Origin of the sequence: Sphingopyxis sp. Root1497 (assembly GCF_001427085.1) — a bacterium.
GTDB lineage: Bacteria > Pseudomonadota > Alphaproteobacteria > Sphingomonadales > Sphingomonadaceae > Sphingopyxis.
Genome location: NZ_LMGF01000005.1, coordinates 370497 through 394441 on the forward strand (window position 1 = coordinate 370497; position 23945 = coordinate 394441).

A 23945-nucleotide genomic window follows, 5' to 3' on the forward strand; every position below is an offset into this window, starting at 1 on the left:
TGAGCGAATGGGATGAGATGTCGGTCGCGCCTGGCCCGTCGGCGGTTCGGGGTGGAGGCGGACGTCGCCGATCCTCCCTGTCGCGCAGCGATGGGGAGGGGGACCGCCGCCGTAGGCGGTGGTGGAGGGGCGGCGACGTCGCGCTATNNTCAAGGCGGCTACCGCTCGAAACCCGCCTCAGAACCCCAGGTTTCTCAACGCCACGCGGAACGAGAAGCTGTTGCCGCGCCGCGCGTCGCCGGTGTCGATATAGTCGCGGCGCCAGGTCAGCGCGATCGACAGGCATTCGTCGTCATAGGCGACGCCGAGCCGGTGGCGGATCGGCTCGAAGCCGTCCGACAGGCTCAGCGGATCGTCGGCCTTGCTGGTCAGGTCGATGATCGCCGAACCGAAGACCGACCAGTTGCGGGCAAAGGCGACGCGGCCGCCGACGCGGGCTTCCTCGCGGTCCTGCAGATCCTCGGCGACCGTCGTGATGTCGCGGTTGAGCCGCGAGTACCCGAGCACGGCATAGGTCGCGCGGGTGCCGATCGTCGCGTCGAACTCGTTGCGCCGGATCGCCAGATTGTCCTTGTCGAGCCGGAAACGATGGGTCAGCCGCAGGAAATCCTTGTACGCGACGGTGGTGCGGCCGACGACGTCCGACGTCCGGTCGGTCAGCCCGGTGCCGTCGGGGAACAGGCTCGGCTTGTCCGACAGGCGGTAACTTTGCCCGACGATGCTGTTGATGTTGAAACCCGGCCGGCTGTAATTCCATTCGGCGCCATAGGTGATGCGCGCGCCGTCCTCGAACCGGTCGTAGCCGCTGAAGCGGTTGATCGCGAACAGGTTGCTGTCCTCGAGGTCAAAGGCGCGGCTGTCCTCGTTCGGAATATCGAGGTTTTTCAGCTTCGGCGTCGCGACGAGCTGGACGCGCGGGGTCAGCGTCTGCGTCCCGCCCATGAATTCGCCGACGAACGGCCAGCGCATGTCGGCGGCGAAGGCGGCGATGCCGCGGCCTTCCCAGCCCGACTTGCCGCGATAGCCGGGGATCGCGGTGAGCAGATTCTCGTCGCTGTGATAGACGTCGCCGCGTACCATCGCGGTAAAGGTCACTTCCTGCCCCAGCGAGGTCAGGCGGCGCAGGTCCCAGCGCACCCCGGCAAAGGCGCGCTGCGTGTCCTGCCCTGCGGTGCGGCCGATCGCCAGCGTGTTGAGCTGCAACTCGAACTGGCCGCCGAACAGCGGGTCGGTCAGCCGCTGGCGATAATCGAGGATCGGCAGCGCGATCGGCTGCTGCCCCTGCTTGTCGCCGGCGCGCAACGTCTGCGTCGCCCAGCCGGCGATCGATAAATAGCTTTGTCCACCGATCCGCTCGACCTCGAAGGTCGACCGCAGCCGGTCGTCGCGGGTGACGTCGTACCGGCGCAGGAAGGTGCGGTCGCTCGCGATGCGGCCCGAATAGGTGACGCTCCAGTGCGGGCTGAGCTGAAACTTGCCCGCACTCTCCAGATAGCCGCGCAGCTCGTTGTTGCCGGTGCTCGGCGTGCCGTTGAGCGGGACCACCGAACTATAGGTGCCATACCCGTTGATGCGGAACGAACCGACGTCGGTCAGCGCGCGAAACTCGCCCTCGATCATCGGTGCAGCGCCGGTGTAGAGGTGTGGGGTGATCGTGACGTCGCGGTCGGGCGCGATCCGCAGATAGTAAGGGACCGCGATCTCGAAACCATTGGTCCGATCGAGCCGGATTTCGGGAACCAGCAGTCCGCTGCTCGGCGAACTGTCGAGCGGGTGGCTGAGGCCGGGCAGCGGGATCAGCGGCAGGCCGAATATCTCGATCCGCGCGCCCTTGTAGCGGACCTTGTTCTTGGCCTTGTCGTACAGCACCTTGACGGCGCGGACCTGCCAGCTCGGATTCTTGGCGCAGCCCGCATTATCCTCGACGGGGCAGGGGGTGTAGGCGGCATTCTCCAGTTCGATATTGCCGTTCTCGAACCGCTTTCCGCGCACCGCGGCAAGCCGCGATCCATTGTCGAGCACCACCAGCATGTCGTCGACGATCCCGTCGCGCAGCGTGTCGGTCAGGACGATCCGGTCGCCATAGGCGGTGTCGCCCTCGGGGTTGGTGATCGCGACGTCGCCCTCGGCGACGACTTCGCCGGTCTTGCGGTTCCACGTCACCTTGTCGGCGCGCATCTGGATCGCTTCGCGGTTCATCTGGACATTGCCGTCGGCGACGACGATCTCGGTATCGCTGTCGTAATTCAGATTGTCGGCGGCAAAACCGACCTGCTGTTCGCCCGCGACATCGGGCGCATCGATCTTCCCGGTCGATACATCGGGGGTCTGGAGGTCGGGTTCGCCCTGCGGCGCGGGCACGACCGGCGGTTCGGCACCGGTCTGCGCCGCGGCCGGAACCGCCAGCAACGCCAGCGCGCTGGCGGTCGCGAGCCACAGCGGCCGGTCGCCCCCTTGGAACAAAGTCCCCGTCATTGAATCCCTTTGTCCCGTCACCTGGAGCCTGCGGCCCGCTTGAACCCGCAGCTTTGTTTTTGCAACTCGCAAGCGAAACCCCTATCGGTCCGGCACGTTCCAATCAATCATCGCATAAGAAAGTCACAGGATGGACATTCAGTTTGTCGCGCAAATCGATGCGTCTGCCGACGTCGTCGCCTTTCCGGTCCGTAAGGGCGGTGCCGCCGCGCTCGGCGCGTTGCTCGGCGCCGCGGCGGCGCAGGCGCGCTTCGACGGTGCGGCGGGCACGGTGGTCGAAACCGCGGCGATCGACGGTGACCGTGCGAAGCGGCTGCTGCTTATCGGCATCGGCGAAGGCGGCGTCCACGACCTCGAACGCGCCGGCGCGGCGCTGACCGCGCGGCTGCAGACGAGCGGCGTCGCCACCGTCCATGTCGATTTTGTCAGCGCCGGGACGGTCGATGCCGACGATATCCTCGCTTTCGCCACCGGCGCGACGCTGCGCAACTGGCGCATCGATACCTATCGCACCCGTCTCGCCGACAATGCCCGGCCGAGTCTCCAGACGATCGTGATCGCGGCGCCCGGCGGCGCTCCATCAGGCTGGGCCGAGGCGCAGGCGATCGCCGACGGCGTCGCCTTCACCCAGACGCTCGTCGCCGAGCCGCCGAACATCCTCTATCCCGAAAGCTTCGTCGAACGCTGCCAGCATCTCGCCGACTTGGGCGTCGAACTCGAAGTTCTCGACGAACGCCAGATGAAGGCGCTCGGCATGGGCGCGCTGCTCGGCGTCGCGCAGGGCTCGACCCGCCCGCCGCGGCTGCTCGCGATGCGCTGGAACGGCGGCGAGCCGGGCGCGAAGCCCGTCGCTTTCGTCGGCAAGGGCGTCACCTTCGACACCGGCGGCATCAGCATCAAGCCCGCCGCGGGCATGGACATGATGAAATGGGACATGGGCGGCGCGGGCGCGGTCGCCGGCGCGATGAAAGCGATCGCCGGCCGCAAGGCCAAGGCGAATGTCGTCGGCATCGTCGGCCTTGTCGAGAATATGCCCGACGGCAATGCGATGCGCCCCGGCGACATCGTCACCACCATGTCGGGCCAGACGGTCGAGGTGCTCAACACCGACGCCGAGGGGCGGCTTGTCCTGTGCGATGCCATCACCTGGGCGCAAAAAATCTATGACCCCGCGGTGATCGTCGATCTCGCGACGCTGACCGGCGCGATGGTGATCTCGCTCGGCCATGAATATGCCGGCATCTTCGCCAACGACGATGGCCTCGCCGACCAGCTGATCGCCGCGGGCGAAGCCAGCAACAACAAGCTGTGGCGCTTCCCGCTGTCCGCTGCCTATGACAAGCTGATCGACAGCCCGATCGCCGACATGAAGAATATCGGCCCGCGCGAGGGCGGCTCGATCACCGCGGCGCAGTTCATCAAGCGCTTCGTCGACGAGGGCGTCAAATGGGCGCATCTCGATATCGCCGGCATGGCGTGGCACGACAAGGACGGCCCGGTCTACGCCAAGGGCGCGACCGGCTATGGCGTGCGCCTGCTCGACCGCTTCATCGCCGACAATTTCGAAGGATAAGCGGGGCCAGAAAAGACAAGAGGGGGGAGCATGGCGCGCGTCGACTTTTACCGGCTGACCCGCGACCCCGTCGAACGGGTGCTCCCCGCGCTCGCGTCGCGCATATTGGGCAACGGCGATCGCCTGCTGGTCGTCGCGGGCCCCGCGATGCAGCGCCAGGCGATCGACGAGGCGTTGTGGACGCTCCAGCCCGCGAGCTTCCTGCCGCACGGTGCCGCGGGTTCGCCCGACGAGGCGATCGAGCCGATCCTGATCGCGGGCACGCTCGCCGCACCACCCCCCAGTGGCGCGACGCATCTCGCGCTCGCCGATGGCGAGTGGCGCGAGGAGGCGCTCGGTTTCGCGCGCGTCTTCCTGCTCTTCGACAACAGCCGCATCGACGATGCCCGCGCGCTGTGGCGCGCGCTCGCCGCGCGCGACGATGTCGACAACCGCTTCTGGAAACAGGACGAAAATGGCCGCTGGTCGGAGGGGCCGTGACTGTGACCGGCGTCACCGCGCGGTCCGCGTCCGATGCTATGAAAATCGCGAACCGCCACAGGAGCTTATCATGACCAACCGCCCGACCCTGATCCTCGCCGCCACCGCCGCCGCGCTTCTCCTCGCCGCCTGCAGCTCGAAATCGGAGCAGGAGGTCGCGAGCGGCACCTACACCGATCCCGACACCGGCAAGACCGCCGACTATAAGGTCACCAAGAGTGCCGACGGCGAGGACGGCGCGGTCAGCATCAAGACCGCCGACGGCGAGGTGAGCTTCGGCGGCGGCGTCGCCAATGCCAAGCTGCCCGCGGGTTTCACCGCCTATCCCGGCGCCAAAATGACCGGCGGCATGTCGGCGTCGGGCAAGGATGGCGAAAGCGGCATGGCGAGCTTCGAGGTCAAGGGACAGGCCGCCGACGTGATCGCCCATTTCCGCAAGCAGGCCGAGGCCGCGGGGCTGAAGGTGTCGAGCGAGGTCAAGGCTGGCGACATGATGATGTTCAGCGCCGAGAAGGGCGAAGGCGGCAAGGGCGGGGTACAGGTCACCGCGACCCAGGCCGGCGCCATGGTCAACGGCACCGTCACCTACGGCGGTTGACCCCGAACGGGGTGTCCGCCTCCTTCCTGCCTTGCAGTGCGGCAAAAGCGCGGCTAGACGCGCGCCGATCATAAAACACACCCACGCAGGAGCTTTCCCATGGCGGTCACCCGCACCTTTTCGATCATCAAGCCCGACGCTACCCGCCGCAACCTGACCGGCGCGGTCACCAAGATGCTGGAAGACGCCGGCCTGCGCGTCGTCGCGTCGAAGCGCATCCACATGAGCCGCGACCAGGCCGAAGGCTTCTATGCCGTTCACAAGGAACGCCCCTTCTTCGGCGAACTCGTCGATTTCATGATCAGCGGCCCCGTCGTCGTCCAGGTCCTCGAAGGCGAAAACGCCATGCAGGCCAACCGCGACATCATGGGCGCCACCAACCCCAAGGACGCCGCCCCCGGCACGATCCGCAAGGAACTCGCCGAGAGCATCGAAGCGAACAGCGTCCACGGGTCGGACAGCGACGAGAATGCGGCGATCGAAATCGCCTATTTCTTCAAGCCCGAAGAAATCGTCGGCTGATCGCCATTTGCCCTAGGGCAGCGAAGGGCCGCCGGAGCGATCCGGCGGCCTTTTTCGTGCCTGCCACCGTGTCCAGCGTTTCGATACCATAAGCGCGAGGGCAACGAACACCGCGGTTCCAAGCAGCGCCGCTCCATCGAAGCCCAGCCGGTCGCCGAGCAGATCGACCGTGCCATATTCGATCGCTTTGCCGATCCCGACGCCGAATGGAATGACGATGACGGCGGCCAGCACGGTCTTGAGCAAACCGACTGCGGCTTGCTTCATCAGAACTCGTCCGCCACGCCCATCAGGCCGGCCAGCTTCTTCGGCGCCACGGCGAGCCAGCTCTTGCGCAGCCATTCGCCGATCGCGTCCCAGTCGGTATCGCCGAGGTCGAGGCGGATACCAACCCAGCCGTCGCCGAAATAGGCGGGGCGGTAATAGCGATCCGCGTCCATCTCGATCAACGCCGCCTGCTCGTCGCCGCCGCTGATCTTCACCAACAGCGCGGTCTTGCCGTCGCCATGGTGGTCCTGGGTAAAATAGGCGAATTTCTTGCCCTTCACGATGCCGAAACACGGCATGCCGTGCGAACTGACCTCGTCGGCCTCGGGCAGTGCCATCGCCAGGTCGCGGACCCGGCCGAGCAGATAGTCGGGGTTGCGCTCGCGGCTCACAAACGCGGCCAGCGTCGGCGGATAAAGCTGATGCTCGGCGATCCGCACCCGCGCGCTCAGGCTGTCGACGGTGTCGCCCGCGACAATCGCCACCGGCGTCTGCGCCAGCACCGGCCCGTCGTCGACCCCCGGGGTCACGATATGCACGCTGCACCCGCCGAAGCGGTCGCCGGCGTCGATCGCCTGTTGGTGGGTGTTCAGCCCCTTGTAGAGCGGCAGCAGGCTCGGGTGGATATTGACCATCCGGCCCGCCCAGCGGCCGACGAAATCGTCGCTCAGGATTCGCATATAGCCGGCCAGCGCGACGAAGTCGGCTTTCGCCGCGCGCAATTGCGTATCGACCAGTGCGTCGAACGCATCGCGGTCGAGTCCCTTGTGCGAAAGGCTCCAGGTCGCGACGCCCTCGGCTTCGGCGATCGCCAGCCCCGGTGCATCGGGATCGTTGCTGGCGACCAGCACCAGCTCATAGGGACAGTCGGCGGCTTTCGCCGCATAGAGCAGCGCCGCCATATTGGTCCCGGCGCCCGAGATCAGGACGGCGACTCTGGCTTTCATTTCTCCCCTCCCGCTTGCGGGAGGGGCCGGGGGAGGGCATGTCGAATGGGAATGTGCCGAAACAGGGGCNGGAACTTCGACACCTCAGCCATGATGCGTCGCCGACCACCCATCCCGTGCGCTCCAGGTTTCGGCACTCCCGGTCACGGTGCAGCCCTTCGCGCCGTCGGCGATATGCCCGATCCGCAGCACTGTCTCGCCCGCATCGGTCAGCGCCGCGGTAACAGCGTCAACATCGCCTTCCGCGACGACGACGGCCATGCCGATCCCGCAGTTGAAGGTGCGCGCCATCTCTTCGGGCTCGATATTGCCCTGCGCCTGCAGGAAGGCCATCAACCGCGGCTGCTCCCATGCATCTGCATCGACATGCGCGTGCAGGCTCGCGGGCAGGATGCGCGGGATATTCTCGAGCAGCCCGCCGCCGGTGATATGCGCCAGCGCGTGGACCTTGCCGGTCTTCACCAGCGGCAACAGGCTCTTCACATAGATGCGCGTCGGCGCCATCAGCGCGTCGATCAGCAGCACCTCCTGGTCGAACAGCGCCGGGCGATCGAGTTTCCAGCCCTTGTCCGCCGCGAGCCGCCGGACGAGCGAGAAGCCGTTCGAATGCACCCCTGACGAGGCGAGGCCGAGGATGACGTCGCCCGCGGCGACCTTGTCGGCGGTCAGCACCTCGTGCCGCTCGACCGCGCCGACGCAGAAGCCGGCTAGGTCGTAATCGCCTTCGCTGTACATGCCCGGCATTTCGGCGGTCTCGCCGCCGATCAGCGCGCATCCGGCCTGCTTGCACCCTTCGGCGATGCTGGCGACGACGGCGGTTGCGACATCATTGTCCAGCTTCGCGGTCGCATAATAATCGAGGAAGAACAGCGGCTCGGCGCCCTGCACGATCAGGTCGTTGACGCACATCGCGACCAGGTCGATTCCGACCCCGTCATGGCGTCCCGATTCGATTGCGAGCTTCAACTTGGTGCCCACCCCGTCGTTCGCCGCGACGAGCAGCGGATCGTTGAACCCCGCTGCCTTCAGGTCGAAAAAGCCGCCGAAGCCACCCAGGTCGGCATCGGCGCCGGGGCGCCGCGTCGCACGGGCGAGCGGAGCAATGGCACGGACCAGCGCATTGCCGGCGTCGATCGATACGCCCGCCTGGGCATAAGTGTATCCGGCGGGCTGCCCGTCCGATTTGTTCTGCTTGGAATCCATGGCACGCGCGACTAACGGTTCCCGCGGACAATTGCCATGATTTCCTTGTCCGGCACGCGCATTCGGGGCAGAGCATAGAGAAGAGATGATTTCGGCCGCTTCCCCCTCCCACGCCCGGCGTTTCGCCCCGCTTTTCCGCCTTCCGACCGCGCTGCGCCGCGAATGGCGCATCGCGGCGATGCTGGGCTTTCTCGCCCTGATTCTCGTTGTCGGTGTCGTCGATGGCCAGATTACGCGCGGCGATCGCGGTATCACCCCGATCAACAGCAGCGGCGACTTCCTGACCAGCGGCATCCTCGTCGACGTCACCGGCGACAATGCCGACGACGCCCGGACCAAGGGCTGGCGCGAGGCGCAGCGCCAGGGCTGGGCCCAGTTGTATCGCAAGACCAACGGCAGCGACGGGCCGGCGCTCAATGATTCGGTGCTCGACGGCATCGTCACCGCGATCGTCGTCGAGGACGAACAGATCGGCCCGCGCCGCTATGTCGCGCGCCTCGGTGTCCAGTTCGACCGCGTCCGCGCCGGCCAGATCCTTGGCGTCAGCGGCCGCACCCTGCGTTCGCCGCCGCTGCTCGTCATCCCCGTCTATTCGATCGACGGCATGCCGCAGGTGTTCGAACAGCGCAGCGCCTGGCAGCGTGCCTGGGCCGAATATAATACGGGGCAGAGCGCGATCGACTATGTCCGCACCGCGGGCACCGGTGCCGACACCCTGCTGCTCAATTCGGGACAGGTCGGCCGCCGTGGCCGCGTCTGGTGGCGCGTAATCCTCGACCAATATGGCGCCGCCGACGTGCTGACCCCGATCGCGCGTGTCGAATACAGCTATCCCGGCGGGCCGATCACCGGCCATTTCACGGCGCGCTTCGGTCCCGACAACAAGCTGATCGGCGCTTTCACGATGACCGGCCCGACCCCGCGCGCGCTGCCCGACATGATGGAAAAGGCGGTCGCACGGATGGACCGACTCTATACCGACGCGCTCGCCGCCGGGGTGCTGCGCACCGACACTTATCTCGTGCTCGAAAAACCGGTGAAGGTCGAGGAACTGCCCGACGTGGCGGAAACCGACACCGACGCACTGCCCATCGAAACCGATGCCAGCGTGCCGACCGCGCCGACCGTCGGCGTCGCCAGCTTTACCGTCCAATATAGTTCGCCCGACGTCGAATCGGTCTCGGCAACCGAGCGCAGCGTCGGTGGGGTGTCCGGCGTCCAGTCGGCCTCGACCACCAGCCTCGCGCTCGGCGGCACGTCGGTGATGCGCGTGACCTTCCGCGGCGACATCGCCGCTTTGAAAGCCGCGCTCGAAGCGCGCGGCTACAAGGTACAGGCGAGCGGGAGTACGCTCCGGATCAGCCGCTGATGGCCCGCGCGTCCAGGGTTCCGATCCATTACCAGCAAGCCCGAGGTTTGAAGCGATTTTGTTCAGTGCGAGGAAGCAAGGCGCAGGAATATGTCGATATTTTAAGGCTTGCTGACGAAGCAATGGACAAAATCGGTCAAATCCCGAAGGGACGCCAAAATGGCTTCGATCTCGAACCAAATGACCCTTGGAAACAGAACCACTGTTCCCTTCGGTTCATTCGGCTCGATATCTTTGCCATTTTGACGCCTCGGGCTTGCTGGTAATGGATCGGAACCCTCGACAGATCGCGCTCCCGCTCGACTGGAGCGCGGGGGGCAGCAATGACGGCCCGCTGATCGTGGGCACCAGCAACGCCGACGCAGTGCGTTATCTGCGCCATGTCGGAACATGGCCGGTTCGCACCGCGGTCCTCACCGGCCCGCGCGGGTCGGGGCGCAGCCTGATCGGCCGGCTGTTCGCGCGCGAAACCGGCGGCCGCGTCATCGACGGCCATGACAGCGTTTCCGAAGAAGCGATGTTCCATGCGTGGAACGCGGCGCAAGCGAGCGGCGACCCGCTTCTCGTCATTGCCGACGCGCCGCCCGCCGATTGGGAGATCCGGCTTCCCGATCTCGCCTCGCGCCTGCGCGCGGTGCCCGTGCTGACGATTGGCGAACCCGACGATTGCCTCGCCCGCGACCTGATCGAGGCGCTGTTCGCGCAGCGCGGCATGGCGCTCGCGCCCGAGGTCGCCTCCTATGTCGTCCCGCGCATGGAGCGCAGCTATGCGACGCTCCACCGCATCGTCGCCGCGCTCGACGCCGCCTCGCTCGAACAGGGGCGGCGCGTCGGGGTTCGTCTTACGCGTGAAACATTACTGTCACAGGGGCTGATCGATCCCGATCTCCTTGAAAGGCAGGATGAAGACACATGTCGATAGCTGGCGGCCCCCTACGCGCAGACAATGATGCCGACACGGCGCGGCCATCCCTCGGCCCCGAACGCTTCTTCAACCGCGAACTCAGCTGGCTCGCCTTCAACCGGCGGGTGATGGAGGAGGCGCGCAATCCCGCGCATCCGCTGCTCGAACGGCTGCGCTTCCTGTCGATTTCGGGCAGCAACCTCGACGAATTCTTCATGGTCCGCGTCGCGGGGCTCAAGGGCCAGCAGTTGCAGGGGATTGATGATCCCAGCGCCGACGGCCGCTCGCCGGGGCAGCAGCTCGCCGAGATCGAGGCCGAGGTGAACCGCCTCGTCGACCAGCAGCAGAGCGAATGGCAATTGCTCCACCGGCAACTCGGCGAACAGGGTATCGTCGTCCACGGCGACCATTCGGACGCCGGAAAGCTCCGGACGCTACTGCGCCAATATTTCATCGACCAGATTTTCCCGATCCTCACCCCGCAGGTGCTCGATCCGGCGCATCCCTTTCCCTTCATCCCCAACCGCGGTCTCGGAGTGATCCTCGACCTAGAGCGCAAGGCGACGGGCGAGACGATCCGCGAACTGGTGATGATTCCCGGCTCGCTCCCGCGTTTCGTGCCGGTCCCCGGCGAGGCGTCGAATTTCGTCCCGATCGAATTTCTGATCGAATTGTTCGGCGACATCATTTTCCCCGGCTACCGCATCCGCGCCCGCGGCGTCTTCCGCATCATCCGCGACAGCGACATCGAACTGGAGGAAGAGGCCGAGGATCTCGTCCGGCTGTTCCGCACCGCGATCCGCCGCCGCCGTCGCGGCCGCGTCATCCTCCTGGAGCTTGAGGCCGACATGCCCGGCGAACTCGCCGCGGTGCTCAACGCCGATATCCAGGGGCATGAAGCGATCGTCGCCAAGATCGACGGCTTCGTCGGTCTCGCGGCGCTGTCGGCGCTCGTCGACGTCGACCGCCCCGACCTCAAATTCCCCGCCTTCTCGGCGCGCTTTCCCGAACGCATCCGCGAACATGGCGGCGATTGTTTCGCGGCGATCCGCAGCAAGGACATTCTCGTCCACCATCCCTATGAAAGCTTCGAGGTCGTTCTCGCCTTCCTGCGGCAGGCGGCGGCCGACCCCGACGTCGTCGCGATCAAGCAGACGCTCTACCGCGCCGGCGACCAGTCGCCGGTGATCCGCGCGCTGATCGAGGCGGCCGAAGCGGGCAAGTCGGTGACCGCGGTCGTCGAACTCAAGGCGCGCTTCGACGAGGAACAGAATCTGCTCTGGGCGAACCAGCTCGAACGCGCCGGGGTGCAGGTCGTCTATGGCTTCATCGAATGGAAGACCCACGCCAAGATTTCGATGGTCGTTCGCCGCGAGGGGCAGGGGTATAAAACCTACTGCCACTTCGGCACCGGCAACTACCACCCGGTGACCGCGCGCATCTACACCGACCTCAGCTTCTTCACCGCCGACCCGCGCGCCGGCCGCGATGCGGCGCAGTTGTTCAATTACATCACCGGCTATGTCGAACCCGAACGGCTCGACATGATCACCATGTCGCCGCTCAACATGCGCGCGCATCTCTGTCAGCTCATCGATGCCGAGATCGCCGCGGCGCGCGCGGGGGCGCCCTCGGGCGTCTGGGCCAAGATGAACAGCCTCGTCGACCCCGGCATCATCGACAAGCTCTATGAAGCGAGCGTCGCCGGGGTGCCGGTCGAACTCGTCGTGCGCGGCATCTGCTGCCTGCGCCCCGGGGTTCCGGGCCTGTCCGAAACGATCCGCGTCAAATCGGTCGTCGGCCGCTTTCTCGAGCATAGCCGCATCTGGGCCTTCGCCAACGGCGCGGCGCTGCCGCACCGCAATGCCAAGCTCTATATCTCCAGCGCCGACTGGATGCCGCGCAACTTCGACCGCCGCGTCGAATATATGATCCCGATCGAAAATCCGACCGTCCACGACCAGATTCTGGACCAGGTGCTCGTCGCCAACCTCATTGACAATGAACAAAGCTGGGTGCTGTTGCCCGACGGCACCTATGCGCGCTTAACACCGGACGATAAGCCATTCAACTTGCACCACTATTTCATGACGAACCCGTCGCTTTCGGGCCGCGGCACCGCGCTCCACCAGCGCCAGGACGTCCCGACGCTCATCCTCAATATGCGCGATGATTGAAAAGTTGCGTCCCCAGTCCAAACTCCACCGCTCCGCGGTCATCGACATCGGTTCGAACTCGGTCCGCCTCGTCGTTTATGAAGGCCCGCCGCGCGCGCCGGCGGTGATCTTCAACGAAAAAGTCGCCGCCGGCCTCGGCCGCGGCCTGTCGATCGATGGCCGCATCGCGTCCGAAGACGCCAAGCGCGGCCTCTATGCCCTGCGCCGTTACGCGCTGCTGGCCCGGCACATGGAGGTCAAGGACCTGCAATGCGTCGCCACCGCCGCGGTGCGCGATGCGTCCAACGGCCCCGACTTCATCGCCGGTGCCGCCGAAGCGGGACTTCAGATCCGCCTGCTGTCGGGCCAGGAAGAGGCCGAGGCGGCGGGCTATGGCGTGATCGCCGCCATCCCCGACGCGCACGGCATCGCGGTCGATCTGGGCGGTGGCAGCCTCGAACTCGCGGCGGTGTCGAACGGCCAGGTCGGCCGCCGCAACAGTTTTCCGCTCGGCGTGCTGCGGCTTCCCGCGCTGCGCCGGGACGGCCCGCAGGCGTTCGAGCGCGCGATCCGCAAGATGCTGCGCGCCAAGGACTGGCCGGGCGATTGCGCCGGGCTGCCGCTCTATCTCGTCGGCGGCTCGTGGCGCGCGCTGGCGCGTCTCGACCTTGAACTCACTCATGATCCGCTCGCGGTGCTCGACCAGCACAGTCTGCCGCGCACCGCGCTGCGCCGGCTGCTCCGCGCGACCCAGCGGCTGAGTTTCGAGGAACTGAAGGCGATTCCCGGCATGGCGTCGAATCGCGCCGCATCGCTGCCTGACGCCGCGGCCCTGCTCGCCGCGCTCGCCAACATCATCGACGTTCCCGACATGACGGTCTCGTCGTCGGGTTTGCGCGAAGGGCTGCTCTATCAGGCACTCGACGCCGGGACGCGGGCGCAGGATCCGCTGATCGTCGCCGCCGAATTCGAAGGCCGCCGCCTCGCGCGCTTTGCTCCGCACGGTCCCGCGCTTGCCGAATGGATCGCACCGCTCTTCGCCAGCGAAGACGCCGCCGACAGCCGCGTCCGTCTCGCGGCGAGCCTGCTCAGCGATGTCGCCTGGTCGGCGAACCCCGATTTCCGCGCCGATCGCGGCACCGAAATCGGTCTTCATGGCAACTGGCGCGGCATGGACATTCCGGGCCGCATCCTGCTCGCGCGCGCGCTCCACGCCGGCTTCGGCGGCGCCGACGGCGATTTTCCGGCGATGGGATCGCTCGTCGCGGCCGAACGGCTGGCGCGGGCGCGGCAATGGGGACTCGCGATCCGGCTGGCGCAGCGCCTGACCGGCGGGGTCGAAGCGCCGCTCAAGGCGAGCCGCATCGCACTCGAAAAGGGCAAACTGATCCTCAGCCTTGAAGGGGGCTGGCACCACCTCGCCGGCGAATCGGTCGACCGTCGCCTGCGCTCGCTCGCGCAAGCGCTCGACGCAAAGCCCGAATTGCTGCTTCTTTAAGCTTGAGTCGCGTCGATCGGGGTCGGGGCCTCGATCTTGCTCATCACCAGCTTGCCGTGCTGGACGGCAAAGCCCATCCGTCCCTCGACCAGGTCGAGCGCGGCATGGCCGAACACATCATAGCGCCAGCCCTGCAACATCGGAATATCGTCGCGCCGTCCCGCTGCGAGCGCTTCGAGTTCGTCGCTGCGCGCGATCAGCCGCGCTGCGACATTGAGCTCGCGTCCGCGAATCTTGAGCAGCAGCTTGAGCAGGTCGGCGACGAGCACGCCTTCCTTGCCCAGTCCCGGCCCACGCGGGGCGCGATCGGGCATATCGTCGCGGTCGAGCGGCTTGGCATTGTCGAGTGCATCCATCAGTCGCCCGCCGATGTCGTTCGAGCGCCACGTCGCCGACAGGCCGCGTACGCGGCCCAAGCCGTCCTGATCCTTCGGCGGATGCGCCGCGAGGTCGGCGAGCGTTTCGTCTTTGACGATCCGGCCGCGCGGCAGATTCTTCGACCGCGCCTCGCGCTCGCGCCATGCGGCGAGTGATTGCAGGCGACCGAGCACGTCGGGTTTGCGTGACGGAATCTTGATCCGGTGCCACGCCTGCTCGGGGTCGACGCTGTAGTTCGACGGATCGGCGAGCTTTTCCATCTCCTCGTCGAGCCAGTGGCCGCGTCCGGTCTTGACGAGCTTCTTCAGCATCATCGGGAAAATCTTGGCCAAATGGGTGACGTCGCCGATCGCATAGTCGATCTGGCGCTTGTCGAGCGGGCGGCGGCTCCAGTCGGTAAAGCGCGCGCCCTTGTCGAGCTGGATACCCAGCCACGCCTCGACGAGGTTCGAATAGCCGACCTGTTCGGCCTGACCGAGCGCCATCTGCCCGATCTGGGTGTCGAAGATCGGGTGCGGGGTCTTGCCGGTCAGGTTGAAGATGATTTCGACATCCTGCCCGCCGGCGTGGAAGACCTTCAGCATGTCCTCGTTGTCGACCATCAGATCAAGCAGCGGTTTCAGGTCCATGTCCTTTGCCAACGGGTCGATGCCTGCGGCGTGCTCGCTGTTGGCGACCTGGATCAGGCAGAGTTCGGGCCAGAAGGTGTTCTCGCGCATGAACTCGGTGTCGACCGCGATGAAATCGCTGTTCTTGATGAGATCACAGAATTCGACGAGCGCGGCGCTGGTTTCGATGAGCGGATGGACTTGCATGCCGCGCCTATACAGCTAGTTGATGCAGACGGGCAGGAAAAATTGCCCACGCTCTTCGGGTCGCGAAGCCGGAACATCGGCATGTTGAAACGCGAGGGGGTATCGGCACATGATGTGGGTCGGCTGGACGCTGGCGGCGATCGGTTTTGCGCTGCTTTTCGGGCAATATATGGCGGGGCAGGGCGACATCTTCGTGTCGATCGCCAATCCGCGGCCACTCGACGAGGAATCGATGGTCGTGACGCTGAAATATTGGGGACTCGCCGCCGCGGCGCGCCAACCCTTCGTAACGCCGGAGGCCGATCACGGGCTGTGCGACCTGCGAGTCTATGCGACGCGCCGACAGGCCTTGGTTGCCATCGCGACGCTCGGCCTGATCCGCCCGGTGACCGTCGCCTGGCGCGCCCATGCCGGTATTCAGCCGCTGGGAGACGCGTGATGCCCATTGTTCCGCTCGGCGAGTCGGGTCGCTGGACCAATTATCACGGCACCGGCGTGTGCGAGGATGCGACGCGTTTCGCGTTGCGCAGCGGCGATGCGGCGCGCGGGCGCGACGAGATCGCGATCGCGGCGGCGACGGTGCGCGCATGGCTTGGCGAAGCGCTGGCGAAGGGGAAACGCGTGCGGCCGCTCGGCGCAGGCTGGTCGCCATCGAACGTCAATATCTGTTCGGACGCTTGGCTGCTCCACACCCGCCGCTTCAACCGCTGCTTTCGCATCGCCGCGAGTGACGTCTTGCCCGGTGTCGATGCCGCCGGGCTGATGCTCGTTGAGGCAGGGACGCTCGTCGACGAGGTGTCCGACAAGCTTGAGGCGGAAGGCCGCTCGCTGTGGACGAGCGGCGCGGGCAACGGCCAGACCTTCGCGGGCGCAGCGGCGACAGGGACGCACGGCTCGATGGTCGCGCGCGGCGGCATCCAGGATCATATCCGCGCGCTGCAACTGGTGACACCTGCGGGCGTCCATTGGGTCGAACCCGCGGCCGGGGTGATGAGCGACGCCTTCATCGCCGCGACCGGGTCGACGGTCCTGCGCGACGACGACGTCTTCGCCGCGGTCCAGTTGCCCGTCGGCGCGCTCGGCATCGTCACCGCGCTCGTCGTCGATAGCGTCCCCAAATTCCTCGTCCGCCCGATCCAGAATCTGCGCAAGGTTGACTGCGCCGCGCTCGACTGGCTCGCGGTCGGCGACTTCCGTCGCTTTTCGGCCGCCTATGCGCTCGATCGCGATCCCGATTTCGTCCAGATGATCGTCAATCCGTACAAGCCGTTCAAACGCCCCGCGATGCTGCGTTTCCTCTATGCCGAGCCCTGGCGCGCTAATTACGACCAGGCGACGCCGGGGGAAATGGGCGCGGGTTACGACGCGCTCAGCCTGCTCGGGCGGCTGCTCGACGATTACCCCTGGGCGCGCGGCGCGCTGCTCCAGTTCGCGATGAAGATGGGCTATGCGGCAGGTCCCGACGTCGATGACCCGCCGGTGCATGGCACCTGGGGGGAGGGGCTCGACACCCACCGGCCGCTCGCCGATCTGTTCAACGCCTCGGTGACGATCGACCGCAGCGATTTGGCGCATGTGTTTGAGCTGATCTGCGGCGTCTACACGCGCCACGGCGGTTCGACCGCGGTGACAGTGCGCTTCATGGAACGCGCGCAGGGGCTGCTCGCACCTGCGCGTTTCACCCACAATGCAGTGATCGACTTCGACGGTCCGCGCAGCCCGCGGACCGCCGAAGCCTATGCGCGCGTCGTCGAACTGCTCGACCGCGCGGGGGTGGACTTCACGCGCCACTGGGCGAAAAGCTGTCACCTCGATGGGGCACGCGTCGCAGCCGATTATGGCGAGGATTTGCAACGCTGGCGCGCCGCCCGCAACCGTCTGATCCCCGATCCCACGCATCGCGCGATCTTCGGCAGCCCGGTGCTCGACGGGCTGGGGCTGACTGGCTGAATCGCCCTTCTACCCTTGACAAATGGCGCGTCGCCCTGCCTTAGGCGCGGCCATATCGGTGCGGCTTTCGCCCGCGCTCCCCGACGATTGAAAGACGAAAAAATGCACGCCTATCGTACGCACACCTGTGCCGCCTTGACCGCCGCCGAAGTCGGGCAAGAGGTCCGCCTGTCGGGCTGGATTCATCGCACGCGTGAACATGCGAACGTGCTGTTCGTCGATCTGCGCGACCATTACGGCGTGACCCAGATCATCGTTGAGACCGGGTCGAAGCTGTTCCCGATCGTCGATGCGGCCGGACCGGAGTCGGTGCTGACGGTGACGGGCAAGGTTTCCGCACGCTCGCCCGAGACGATCAATCCGAAACTGCCGACCGGCGAGATCGAAATCTATCCCAGCGAGATCGTCGTCCAGTCGTCGGCCGACAAGCTGCCGTTGCCGGTGTTCGGCGATACCGAATATCCCGAGGATATTCGCCTGCGCTACCGCTACCTCGATTTGCGGCGCGAGCGACTTCACGCCAACATCATGCTGCGCTCGAACGTGATTTCCAGCCTTCGCCGCCGGATGATTGGGCAGGGCTTTACCGAATTCCAGACGCCGATCCTGACGGCGTCATCGCCCGAGGGCGCGCGCGACTATCTGGTCCCGTCGCGGGTCCATCCGGGCAAATTCTATGCCCTCCCGCAGGCCCCGCAGATGTTCAAGCAGCTGCTGATGGTCGCCGGGTTCGACAGATATTTCCAGATCGCCCCCTGCTTCCGCGACGAGGATGCGCGCGCCGACCGTTCGCCCGGCGAATTCTACCAGCTCGATTTCGAGATGAGCTACGTCACCCAGGACGACGTGTTCGCCGCGATCGAGCCCGTGCTGCATGGCGTGTTCGAGGAATTCGCCGACTGGCAGGGCAAGGGGCGCACCGTGTCGCCGCTGCCGTTCAAGCGCATCCCGTATCGGGAATCGATGGCGAAATACGGCAACGACAAGCCCGATTTGCGCAACCCGCTGCTGATCACCGACGTGTCCGACCTGTTCAAGGGATCGGGTTTCGGCCGCTTCGCGTCGATGGTCGAGGCGGGCGACGTCGTCCGCGCGGTGCCCGCGCCGAACACCGCGGAAAAGAGCCGCAAGTTCTTCGACGAAATGAACTCGTGGGCGCAGTCCGAAGGTTTCCCCGGCCTTGGCTATGCGACGCAGAAGGACGGCGTGTTCGGCGGGCCGATCGCGAACAATCACGGGCAGGAGGGCATGAAGGCGATCGCCGACGCGCTCGGTCTTGGCCCGAACGACGGCATCTTCTTCTCGGCCGGCAAGGAGGCGCAGGCCACCAAGCTCGCGGGTCTCGCCCGCACGCGCGTCGCCGAGCAGCTCGAACTGATCGACCAGTCGCGCTTCGAATTCTGCTGGATCGTCGACTTTCCGATGTTCGAGGCCGACGAGGAAACCGGCAAGATCGACTTCAGCCACAATCCCTTCAGCATGCCGCAGGGCGAGTTGGAGGCACTGACCTCGAAGGACCCGCTCGACATTCTGGCGTATCAGTACGACATCGTGTGCAACGGCGTCGAGCTGTCGTCGGGCGCGATCCGGAACCATCGGCCGGACATCATGTATAAGGCGTTCGAAATCGCCGGTTACAGCCAGGCCGATGTCGACACCAATTTCGCCGGCATGATCAACGCGTTCAAATTCGGCGCGCCGCCGCACGGTGGCTCGGCGCCGGGCGTCGATCGCATCGTGATGCTGCTCGCCGACGAGCCCAACATCCGCGAAGTCATCGTCTTCCCGATGACGCAGAAGGCCGAGGACCTGATGATGCAGGCCCCGGCGCCGGTCAGCGACAAGCAGCTCAAGGAACTCGGCATCCGCATCGTGGACGGGCCGAAGGGCTGAGCATGACGTCGGCGGCGCGGGAGCACCGGCTGTCGACGCCGGATGGCGAGATTTGCTGGTTCGAATGGGGCGAGCCCACCAACCGGCCGTCGGTGTTGCTGCTTCATGCGACGGGCTTTCACGCCCGGTTGTGGGACCAGGTCGTTGCGGCGCTTCCGGCCGGGACGCATGTGGTGGCGCCTGACAGCCGCGGTCACGGGCGCAGTGCAAAGCCGGATTCGCTGTCCGACTGGGCGGCAACGACCGATTTCCTGTTGCCGATCATCGACCGTTTTGCGGGAACGACGTTCGTCGGCTGCGGGCACAGCATGGGCGGTTACCTGCTCACGCGGCTCGCCGCCGAGCGGCCGCAGGCTTTCCGTCACCTGATTCTGGTCGATCCCGTGATTGTGCCGCCCGAATTTTATGCCGAAGCAGTCGGGCAACCCGTTCCCGACCCCGCCGAGCATCCGGTGGCGCGGCGGCGGAATCGCTGGGATGGCTGGGAGGCGTTGGCCGCGCACTTCGCTACGCGTCCGCCCTATGCGCATTGGCGGGCCGAAGCGCTCGCCGATTATTGCCGCTTTGGATTGCTTCCCGCTGCGGATGGCGAGGGGTGGGAACTGGCTTGCCCGCCCGCGTTGGAGGCGTCGGTCTATCTCAACGCGCTGCGTACCGACCCCTATCGCTGGTTTGGTGGGATTTCGGCGCCGATCAGCCTGATCCGTGCCAAGACCGGCGAGCGCGCAGGCACTCTCGATTTTTCCGTCAGCCCGACATGGCCCGGCCTGGGCGCTTCGCTCGGCGCAGTGCGCGACGAGCATTGGGCCGAACTCAGCCATTTCATCCCGATGGAAGCGCCCGAGCGCCTGGCCGAGCTCATCGCCTCCGAACTTTGACTCGCTTGGCGGGCTGCGATAGCCCGGCAGCGGGTCGATGGGCGTCGGGGGGAAATGATGAGCCATTCGCGATGGATACTGGCCGGTGCGCTGGTCTGTAGTGCGGTTCCCGCAACGGCGGAGACGCTGACGATCGCGGGTGCCAACCCGGCCGGAAGCCCCAACGTCAACGATCTGGTCAGTATCGCAGTCGACCGCTTCGAGGGCGAGGACGGCAGCGTCCTGTCACAGGCGCTGGAAAGCGAACTCGCGGGCGTTCGCTTTGGCGGCCGGCCCTATTTCCGGGTGGTTGCGCCCGAATCGGGGGTACCGACCGATGCGCTGGTCACCGGCAATGTTCGCGTCGGGGTCGACGAAACCGCCACGACCGAGAAGCGCAAGCGCTGCGTTGAACAGGACCCCGCCGACAAGAATAAATGCCTGAAGGAAGAGGAATATGACATGCGCTGCCGACGCCGGGTGGCGACGGTCAGCACCAATGTCCGCCTGGTCGCGATGGGCGACGGCAGCGTGCGCTATACACGCCCGCTGAGTGCGCGCGACGAACTCATCTATTGCCCCGACCGCAAGGCGAGCCGCACCGTCGATGCGTTCGTCGAAACGACGTTGAAGGCGCAGGTCGGGACCATCCGCCGCGACTTCGCGCCGAGCGGCTTTTCCGAAGACGTCCGCGTCGACGAAAATCGCAAGGGACTGCCCAAGGCGGCGGCGGAGGCGTTCAAGGCCGCGATCCGCCAGACCAAGGGCGACGAGGCGGGTGCCTGCGACAGTTGGGCGGCGATCGGACGCGATGTCGAGCCGACCGCGGCGCTTGCCTTCAACCTCGGCCTCTGCGCCGAGGCGCGACGCGATTTCACCGCCGCGATCGACTGGTACGGGCAGGCGCAGCGCCTGGGGTCGAAAAACCGCGACATCGGCGAGGGGCTGGCGCGTATCGACCGCCATCGCCGCGCACTCGCCGACTGGGATGCGCGCCAGCCGATGATGCGCGAACCGTAAGGAAACTGCCCGGCGCTGTGCCAAAGGGCGACAGCAGCGCAAGCGGCGCTTGGTGATCGGCCTCGGCTTGGGCTAGGATCGCGGCATGACCATCGACCTGTCCGACTTCGAATCCGGTGCCAAATATGATGGCGATTATGGCGAGGATCTCGCCGCGCTGCAGGGGCGGCTCGAACGCATCCAGGCGGCGCATATCACCCACGGCCAGCGCAGCGTCATCATGTTCGAAGGCTGGGACGCGGCGGGCAAGGGCGGGATCATCACCCGCCTCGCGGCGCAGCTCGACCCGCGATATTTCGAAGTCTGGCCGATCAGCGCGCCGACCGACGAGGAAAAATCGCGCCATTTCCTCTGGCGTTTCTGGAAGCGGCTGCCGGGAAACCGCGAATTGTCGATCTTCGACCGCAGCTGGTACGGCCGCGTGCTCGTCGAGCGCGTCGAGGGTTATGCGAGCGAAGGCGAATGGCGCAAGGGTTACGACGAGATCAACGAGTTCGAGGCGCAACTGACCGGGTCGAAGACGCATCTGGTCAAGCTGTTCGTCCACATCACGCAGGACGAACAGGACAAGCGCTTCGCCGACCGGCTCGACGATCCGTGGAAGCGGTGGAAGACCGGCGCCGACGATTATCGCAACCGCGCGCGCCGCGCCGACTATCTCGCCGCGATGCACGACATGTTTGCGCAGACCAACACACGTTGGGCGCCGTGGACGGTGATCGACGGCAACAACAAGAAGGCGGGGCGCATCGCCGCATTGACCCACATCGCCGACACGCTCGAGGCCGCGGTGCCGATGACCCCGCCCGACCTCGACCCCGCGACGGTCAAGCTGGCGCACAAGGCGTTCGGGTATCAACCGAAGGATTGAAGTCCTAAAGCGACAAAAGATACGCATGTGCGCATCGAAACTGTCTCCTTTGTCGCTTTAAGCGGTGATGGGCGACGCGTGACAAATCACCGGGACATGCACGATCGAAAGAGCCAGGCAGCGGATGCTCGCACAGCGATCTTTTTTAGGAAAGCGCTTTTTTCGGCGCGATTCGGCGCGCTCGGCTAGCCATTTCCGGCCCTAGTCGCTACATGGGGTCGGATGAGCCGCGCCAAAAGAACCGACGACTGGGGTTTTCCCCGCTGGCGCCCCTATGGGTCGTCGAGCGAGGCGCAGAAGGTGCGGCTTTGCGACCGTCACGGTTGCACAAACCCCGGCAACTGCCCCGCGCCCAAATCGCCGAACAGCCCCGATCGCTGGTATTTCTGTGAAACCCACGCCGCCGAATATAATCGCGGCTGGGACTATTTCGAAGGGCTGAGCGCCGAGGATGCCGCCGAACGCGCCGCCGACGAAGCGCGCGGCGCGCGCAGCTACGCCCGCGCCCAGCATTATGAATGGGGCGGGTCGGGCGACGGCAGCCGCAGCGCCGACGAGATGCGCGCGCTGGAAATATTGGACCTCGAACCCGACGCCGATTTCGAGGCGACGAAGAAGGCGTGGCGGGGCCTCGCCAAGGAATGCCATCCCGACGTCAAGCCCGGCGACACGGAGGCCGCGAAGCGCTTCGCAGCGGGGCAGGCGGCGTTCGAAGTGCTCAAGCAGGCCGAAGAACGGAAAAGCTGGAAACCGGCATAGGCGGGGCGTGCAAGCGCCAACAGTGTAAATTCTAATTGACTCCATGTTATATATTTTTAACATAGAGTGAATCGGGGCGAACATGGGGGATGGACGATATGCGAACGATAATCGCGATGCTGCTCACTGCGGCGCTGACGACGCCTGCCTTGGCCCAGTCCGGGGGTTTTCGCGATCAGGGGCTCGGTCGTGCCGAGGGCATCGTCGGCGTTGGCTTCACGCTGCCTTTGGGCGGCGGCCGGCACAAGGAGGCACCGCGCCTCGAACTGCGTCTCGCGCGCGACACCATCAACATCGACGGCAGCCGCCGGTCGGATCGCGAAGTGCGGCGCTTTGAAAGCCGGATCGGCGTCGCGCTCGACGGCGAACAGAGCCTCCTCCTCAATGGTCGACCGCTCGAGCGGAAACAGCGGAACAATCTCTCGACCGAGGTGGGGATCGCGATCGGTGTCGTCGCGGTCCTCGTGATCGGCGGACTGTTGGTCGCCGACGCGGCGCGCGACGCTTCGGAATAGGGCCGCCGCAGGCGACCTGGACGAGAGGGAAATGGCTGGTTTCGGGCGATAGTGGCCCTATCGGACCCGTTCCCCGGCCTTCGCCGGGGAACGGGTTGTGCCGGAGTGTCCGCTTACCATCCCAAGCCGCCATCGACCTCCAGGTGGTGAGTGGCGTCTATTTGTAGATGCAGGCATCCAGCCCGTCGCGCCGGACCACACCGATGCGCGCGCGGATCGTGTTGCCATAGCGGCGGGTGAAGCCTGACGGGCTGATCGCCTCGCGCTTCTTGGGCAAGGGCAGGATCGCGGCGATGCGCGCGGCCTCCGAGGGGGTCAGCTTGCTCGCGCCATGCTTGAAATAGCGCTGCGCCCCGGCTTCGACGCCATAGGTGCCGAGGCCGGTTTCAGCGACATTGAGATAGACCTCCATGATCCGCCGCTTGCTCCACAGTTTTTCGATCAGGAAGGTGAACCAGATTTCGGGAACCTTGCGGACGTAGCGCGTCCAGCCGCTGCCCTGCCACAGAAACACGTTCTTCGCGGTCTGCTGGCTGATCGTCGATCCGCCGCGCAGGCGCTTGCCCTTGGCATTGCGCTCGATCGCCTGCTCGATCGCGTCGCGGTCGAAGCCGTCATGGCTGCAGAATTTCCCGTCCTCGGCGGCGATCGCGGCGCCGACCATGTTGCGGTCGATGTTCGACAGGCTGGTCCAGTCCTTGGTAATGCCATTGCCGTCGGTCAGCATCGTCACCGTCACTGGCGGTGGCACGACGGCGTATATCAGCACCCACAGGGCCGACAGGATGATGAACCACAGCAGCCATTTGAAAGGCCGCAGATACCAGGGGAGCTTGCGCTTCGACGCGCGGGTCTTCGTTGCCATGCGCGGCAAACTAGCCGCTCGTCGCGGCGA

General features: G+C 65.9%; 22 protein-coding genes. 16 read left to right on the top strand and 6 right to left on the bottom strand.

Features of this window, described 5'->3' with window-relative positions; all coding sequences use genetic code 11:
• Positions 1–177: 177 nt before the first annotated feature.
• Complete coding sequence (locus ASD67_RS16235) at positions 178–2475, bottom strand: LPS-assembly protein LptD (RefSeq protein ID WP_056349527.1); 2298 nt, start codon at positions 2473–2475, stop codon at positions 178–180.
• A 130-nt stretch (positions 2476–2605) separates the two neighbouring features.
• Here ASD67_RS16235 and ASD67_RS16240 point away from each other — a divergent pair, with 130 nt between their 5' ends.
• The 4 genes from ASD67_RS16240 (at position 2606) to ndk (ending at position 5648) form a co-directional block, all read left to right on the top strand.
• A complete protein-coding gene (locus ASD67_RS16240; RefSeq protein ID WP_056349531.1) occupies positions 2606–4048 on the top strand; it encodes a leucyl aminopeptidase in 1443 nt (480 codons plus the stop codon).
• A gap of 30 nt (positions 4049–4078) precedes the next feature.
• Positions 4079–4528, top strand: a complete 450-nt coding sequence (locus ASD67_RS16245) for a DNA polymerase III subunit chi (RefSeq protein ID WP_056349535.1) — start codon at positions 4079–4081, stop codon at positions 4526–4528.
• A gap of 70 nt (positions 4529–4598) precedes the next feature.
• Positions 4599–5126 (top strand): hypothetical protein, encoded by a 528-nt coding sequence (locus ASD67_RS16250; RefSeq protein WP_056349538.1) that lies wholly within the window; start codon positions 4599–4601, stop codon positions 5124–5126.
• A gap of 99 nt (positions 5127–5225) precedes the next feature.
• The gene (gene ndk / locus ASD67_RS16255) at positions 5226–5648 is read left to right on the top strand and encodes a nucleoside-diphosphate kinase (RefSeq protein WP_056349541.1); all 423 of its coding nucleotides are present in this window, start codon (positions 5226–5228) and stop codon (positions 5646–5648) included.
• 12 nt (positions 5649–5660) lie between these two features.
• On the opposite strand, the gene ASD67_RS16260 is transcribed toward ndk, so the two are convergent.
• The 3 genes from ASD67_RS16260 to purM all read right to left on the bottom strand — a co-directional run bounded on the left by ASD67_RS16260 (position 5661) and on the right by purM (position 8065).
• Positions 5661–5915 carry a hypothetical protein gene (locus tag ASD67_RS16260; protein WP_056349543.1) on the bottom strand — a complete coding sequence of 85 codons (255 nt, stop codon included), beginning with the start codon at positions 5913–5915 and terminating at the stop codon, positions 5661–5663.
• Positions 5915–6862 (bottom strand): phosphoribosylglycinamide formyltransferase, encoded by a 948-nt coding sequence (purN, locus tag ASD67_RS16265; RefSeq protein WP_056349547.1) that lies wholly within the window; start codon positions 6860–6862, stop codon positions 5915–5917. Before purN ends, ASD67_RS16260 begins: the two co-directional genes overlap by 1 nt.
• A gap of 84 nt (positions 6863–6946) precedes the next feature.
• Positions 6947–8065 (bottom strand): phosphoribosylformylglycinamidine cyclo-ligase, encoded by a 1119-nt coding sequence (gene purM / locus ASD67_RS16270; RefSeq protein ID WP_056349549.1) that lies wholly within the window; start codon positions 8063–8065, stop codon positions 6947–6949.
• A gap of 85 nt (positions 8066–8150) precedes the next feature.
• Between purM and ASD67_RS16275 the strand changes: the two genes are divergently transcribed.
• From ASD67_RS16275 to ASD67_RS16290, 4 genes are all read left to right on the top strand, one after another.
• Positions 8151–9434 carry a hypothetical protein gene (locus ASD67_RS16275; protein ID WP_056349552.1) on the top strand — a complete coding sequence of 428 codons (1284 nt, stop codon included), beginning with the start codon at positions 8151–8153 and terminating at the stop codon, positions 9432–9434.
• Between the two features lie 265 nt (positions 9435–9699).
• A complete protein-coding gene (locus ASD67_RS16280; protein WP_056349555.1) occupies positions 9700–10356 on the top strand; it encodes an HdaA/DnaA family protein in 657 nt (218 codons plus the stop codon).
• A complete protein-coding gene (locus ASD67_RS16285) occupies positions 10347–12515 on the top strand; it encodes an RNA degradosome polyphosphate kinase (protein WP_056349559.1) in 2169 nt (722 codons plus the stop codon). Before ASD67_RS16280 ends, ASD67_RS16285 begins: the two co-directional genes overlap by 10 nt.
• A gap of 4 nt (positions 12516–12519) precedes the next feature.
• A complete protein-coding gene (locus tag ASD67_RS16290) occupies positions 12520–13992 on the top strand; it encodes a Ppx/GppA family phosphatase (RefSeq protein WP_235535705.1) in 1473 nt (490 codons plus the stop codon).
• On the opposite strand, the gene rnd is transcribed toward ASD67_RS16290, so the two are convergent.
• Complete coding sequence (rnd, locus tag ASD67_RS16295) at positions 13989–15185, bottom strand: ribonuclease D (protein WP_056349564.1); 1197 nt, start codon at positions 15183–15185, stop codon at positions 13989–13991. The genes ASD67_RS16290 and rnd overlap by 4 nt on opposite strands.
• A 109-nt stretch (positions 15186–15294) precedes the next feature.
• Here rnd and ASD67_RS23350 point away from each other — a divergent pair, with 109 nt between their 5' ends.
• From ASD67_RS23350 to ASD67_RS16335, 8 genes are all read left to right on the top strand, one after another.
• Positions 15295–15624 (top strand): hypothetical protein, encoded by a 330-nt coding sequence (locus tag ASD67_RS23350; RefSeq protein ID WP_056349568.1) that lies wholly within the window; start codon positions 15295–15297, stop codon positions 15622–15624.
• Positions 15624–17135: an FAD-binding protein gene (locus ASD67_RS16305; RefSeq protein ID WP_056349570.1), complete on the top strand. Its 1512-nt coding sequence runs from the start codon at positions 15624–15626 to the stop codon at positions 17133–17135. Before ASD67_RS23350 ends, ASD67_RS16305 begins: the two co-directional genes overlap by 1 nt.
• Positions 17136–17237: 102 nt before the next feature.
• On the top strand, positions 17238–19028 hold the full coding sequence (gene aspS / locus ASD67_RS16310) for an aspartate--tRNA ligase (RefSeq protein WP_056349573.1): 1791 nt from the start codon (positions 17238–17240) through the stop codon (positions 19026–19028).
• A gap of 2 nt (positions 19029–19030) precedes the next feature.
• Positions 19031–19906: an alpha/beta fold hydrolase gene (locus tag ASD67_RS16315; protein WP_056349576.1), complete on the top strand. Its 876-nt coding sequence runs from the start codon at positions 19031–19033 to the stop codon at positions 19904–19906.
• A gap of 57 nt (positions 19907–19963) precedes the next feature.
• Positions 19964–20905 (top strand): hypothetical protein, encoded by a 942-nt coding sequence (locus tag ASD67_RS16320; RefSeq protein ID WP_156377745.1) that lies wholly within the window; start codon positions 19964–19966, stop codon positions 20903–20905.
• 85 nt (positions 20906–20990) lie between these two features.
• Entirely contained in the window at positions 20991–21776 is a 786-nt protein-coding gene (locus ASD67_RS16325; RefSeq protein WP_056349581.1) for a polyphosphate kinase 2 family protein, read from the top strand.
• 222 nt (positions 21777–21998) lie between these two features.
• Positions 21999–22535, top strand: a complete 537-nt coding sequence (locus tag ASD67_RS16330) for a J domain-containing protein (protein ID WP_056349584.1) — start codon at positions 21999–22001, stop codon at positions 22533–22535.
• 98 nt (positions 22536–22633) lie between these two features.
• Positions 22634–23050: a hypothetical protein gene (locus tag ASD67_RS16335; protein WP_156377746.1), complete on the top strand. Its 417-nt coding sequence runs from the start codon at positions 22634–22636 to the stop codon at positions 23048–23050.
• A 157-nt stretch (positions 23051–23207) separates the two neighbouring features.
• Here the strand turns inward: ASD67_RS16335 and mtgA are convergent, their stop codons facing one another.
• Complete coding sequence (gene mtgA, locus ASD67_RS16340) at positions 23208–23915, bottom strand: monofunctional biosynthetic peptidoglycan transglycosylase (RefSeq protein WP_056349590.1); 708 nt, start codon at positions 23913–23915, stop codon at positions 23208–23210.
• Positions 23916–23945 lie beyond the last annotated feature (30 nt).

Coding starts and splice junctions, on each gene's coding strand:
- ASD67_RS16235 (WP_056349527.1), bottom strand. CDS start 2,475: ATGACGGGGACTTTGTTCCAAGGGGGCGACCGGCCGCTGTGGCTCGCG.
- ASD67_RS16240 (WP_056349531.1), top strand. CDS start 2,606: ATGGACATTCAGTTTGTCGCGCAAATCGATGCGTCTGCCGACGTCGTC.
- ASD67_RS16245 (WP_056349535.1), top strand. CDS start 4,079: ATGGCGCGCGTCGACTTTTACCGGCTGACCCGCGACCCCGTCGAACGG.
- ASD67_RS16250 (WP_056349538.1), top strand. CDS start 4,599: ATGACCAACCGCCCGACCCTGATCCTCGCCGCCACCGCCGCCGCGCTT.
- ndk (WP_056349541.1), top strand. CDS start 5,226: ATGGCGGTCACCCGCACCTTTTCGATCATCAAGCCCGACGCTACCCGC.
- ASD67_RS16260 (WP_056349543.1), bottom strand. CDS start 5,915: ATGAAGCAAGCCGCAGTCGGTTTGCTCAAGACCGTGCTGGCCGCCGTC.
- purN (WP_056349547.1), bottom strand. CDS start 6,862: ATGAAAGCCAGAGTCGCCGTCCTGATCTCGGGCGCCGGGACCAATATG.
- purM (WP_056349549.1), bottom strand. CDS start 8,065: ATGGATTCCAAGCAGAACAAATCGGACGGGCAGCCCGCCGGATACACT.
- ASD67_RS16275 (WP_056349552.1), top strand. CDS start 8,151: ATGATTTCGGCCGCTTCCCCCTCCCACGCCCGGCGTTTCGCCCCGCTT.
- ASD67_RS16280 (WP_056349555.1), top strand. CDS start 9,700: ATGGATCGGAACCCTCGACAGATCGCGCTCCCGCTCGACTGGAGCGCG.
- ASD67_RS16285 (WP_056349559.1), top strand. CDS start 10,347: ATGTCGATAGCTGGCGGCCCCCTACGCGCAGACAATGATGCCGACACG.
- rnd (WP_056349564.1), bottom strand. CDS start 15,185: ATGCAAGTCCATCCGCTCATCGAAACCAGCGCCGCGCTCGTCGAATTC.
- ASD67_RS23350 (WP_056349568.1), top strand. CDS start 15,295: ATGATGTGGGTCGGCTGGACGCTGGCGGCGATCGGTTTTGCGCTGCTT.
- ASD67_RS16305 (WP_056349570.1), top strand. CDS start 15,624: ATGCCCATTGTTCCGCTCGGCGAGTCGGGTCGCTGGACCAATTATCAC.
- aspS (WP_056349573.1), top strand. CDS start 17,238: ATGCACGCCTATCGTACGCACACCTGTGCCGCCTTGACCGCCGCCGAA.
- ASD67_RS16315 (WP_056349576.1), top strand. CDS start 19,031: ATGACGTCGGCGGCGCGGGAGCACCGGCTGTCGACGCCGGATGGCGAG.
- ASD67_RS16320 (WP_156377745.1), top strand. CDS start 19,964: ATGAGCCATTCGCGATGGATACTGGCCGGTGCGCTGGTCTGTAGTGCG.
- ASD67_RS16325 (WP_056349581.1), top strand. CDS start 20,991: ATGACCATCGACCTGTCCGACTTCGAATCCGGTGCCAAATATGATGGC.
- ASD67_RS16330 (WP_056349584.1), top strand. CDS start 21,999: ATGAGCCGCGCCAAAAGAACCGACGACTGGGGTTTTCCCCGCTGGCGC.
- ASD67_RS16335 (WP_156377746.1), top strand. CDS start 22,634: ATGCGAACGATAATCGCGATGCTGCTCACTGCGGCGCTGACGACGCCT.
- mtgA (WP_056349590.1), bottom strand. CDS start 23,915: ATGGCAACGAAGACCCGCGCGTCGAAGCGCAAGCTCCCCTGGTATCTG.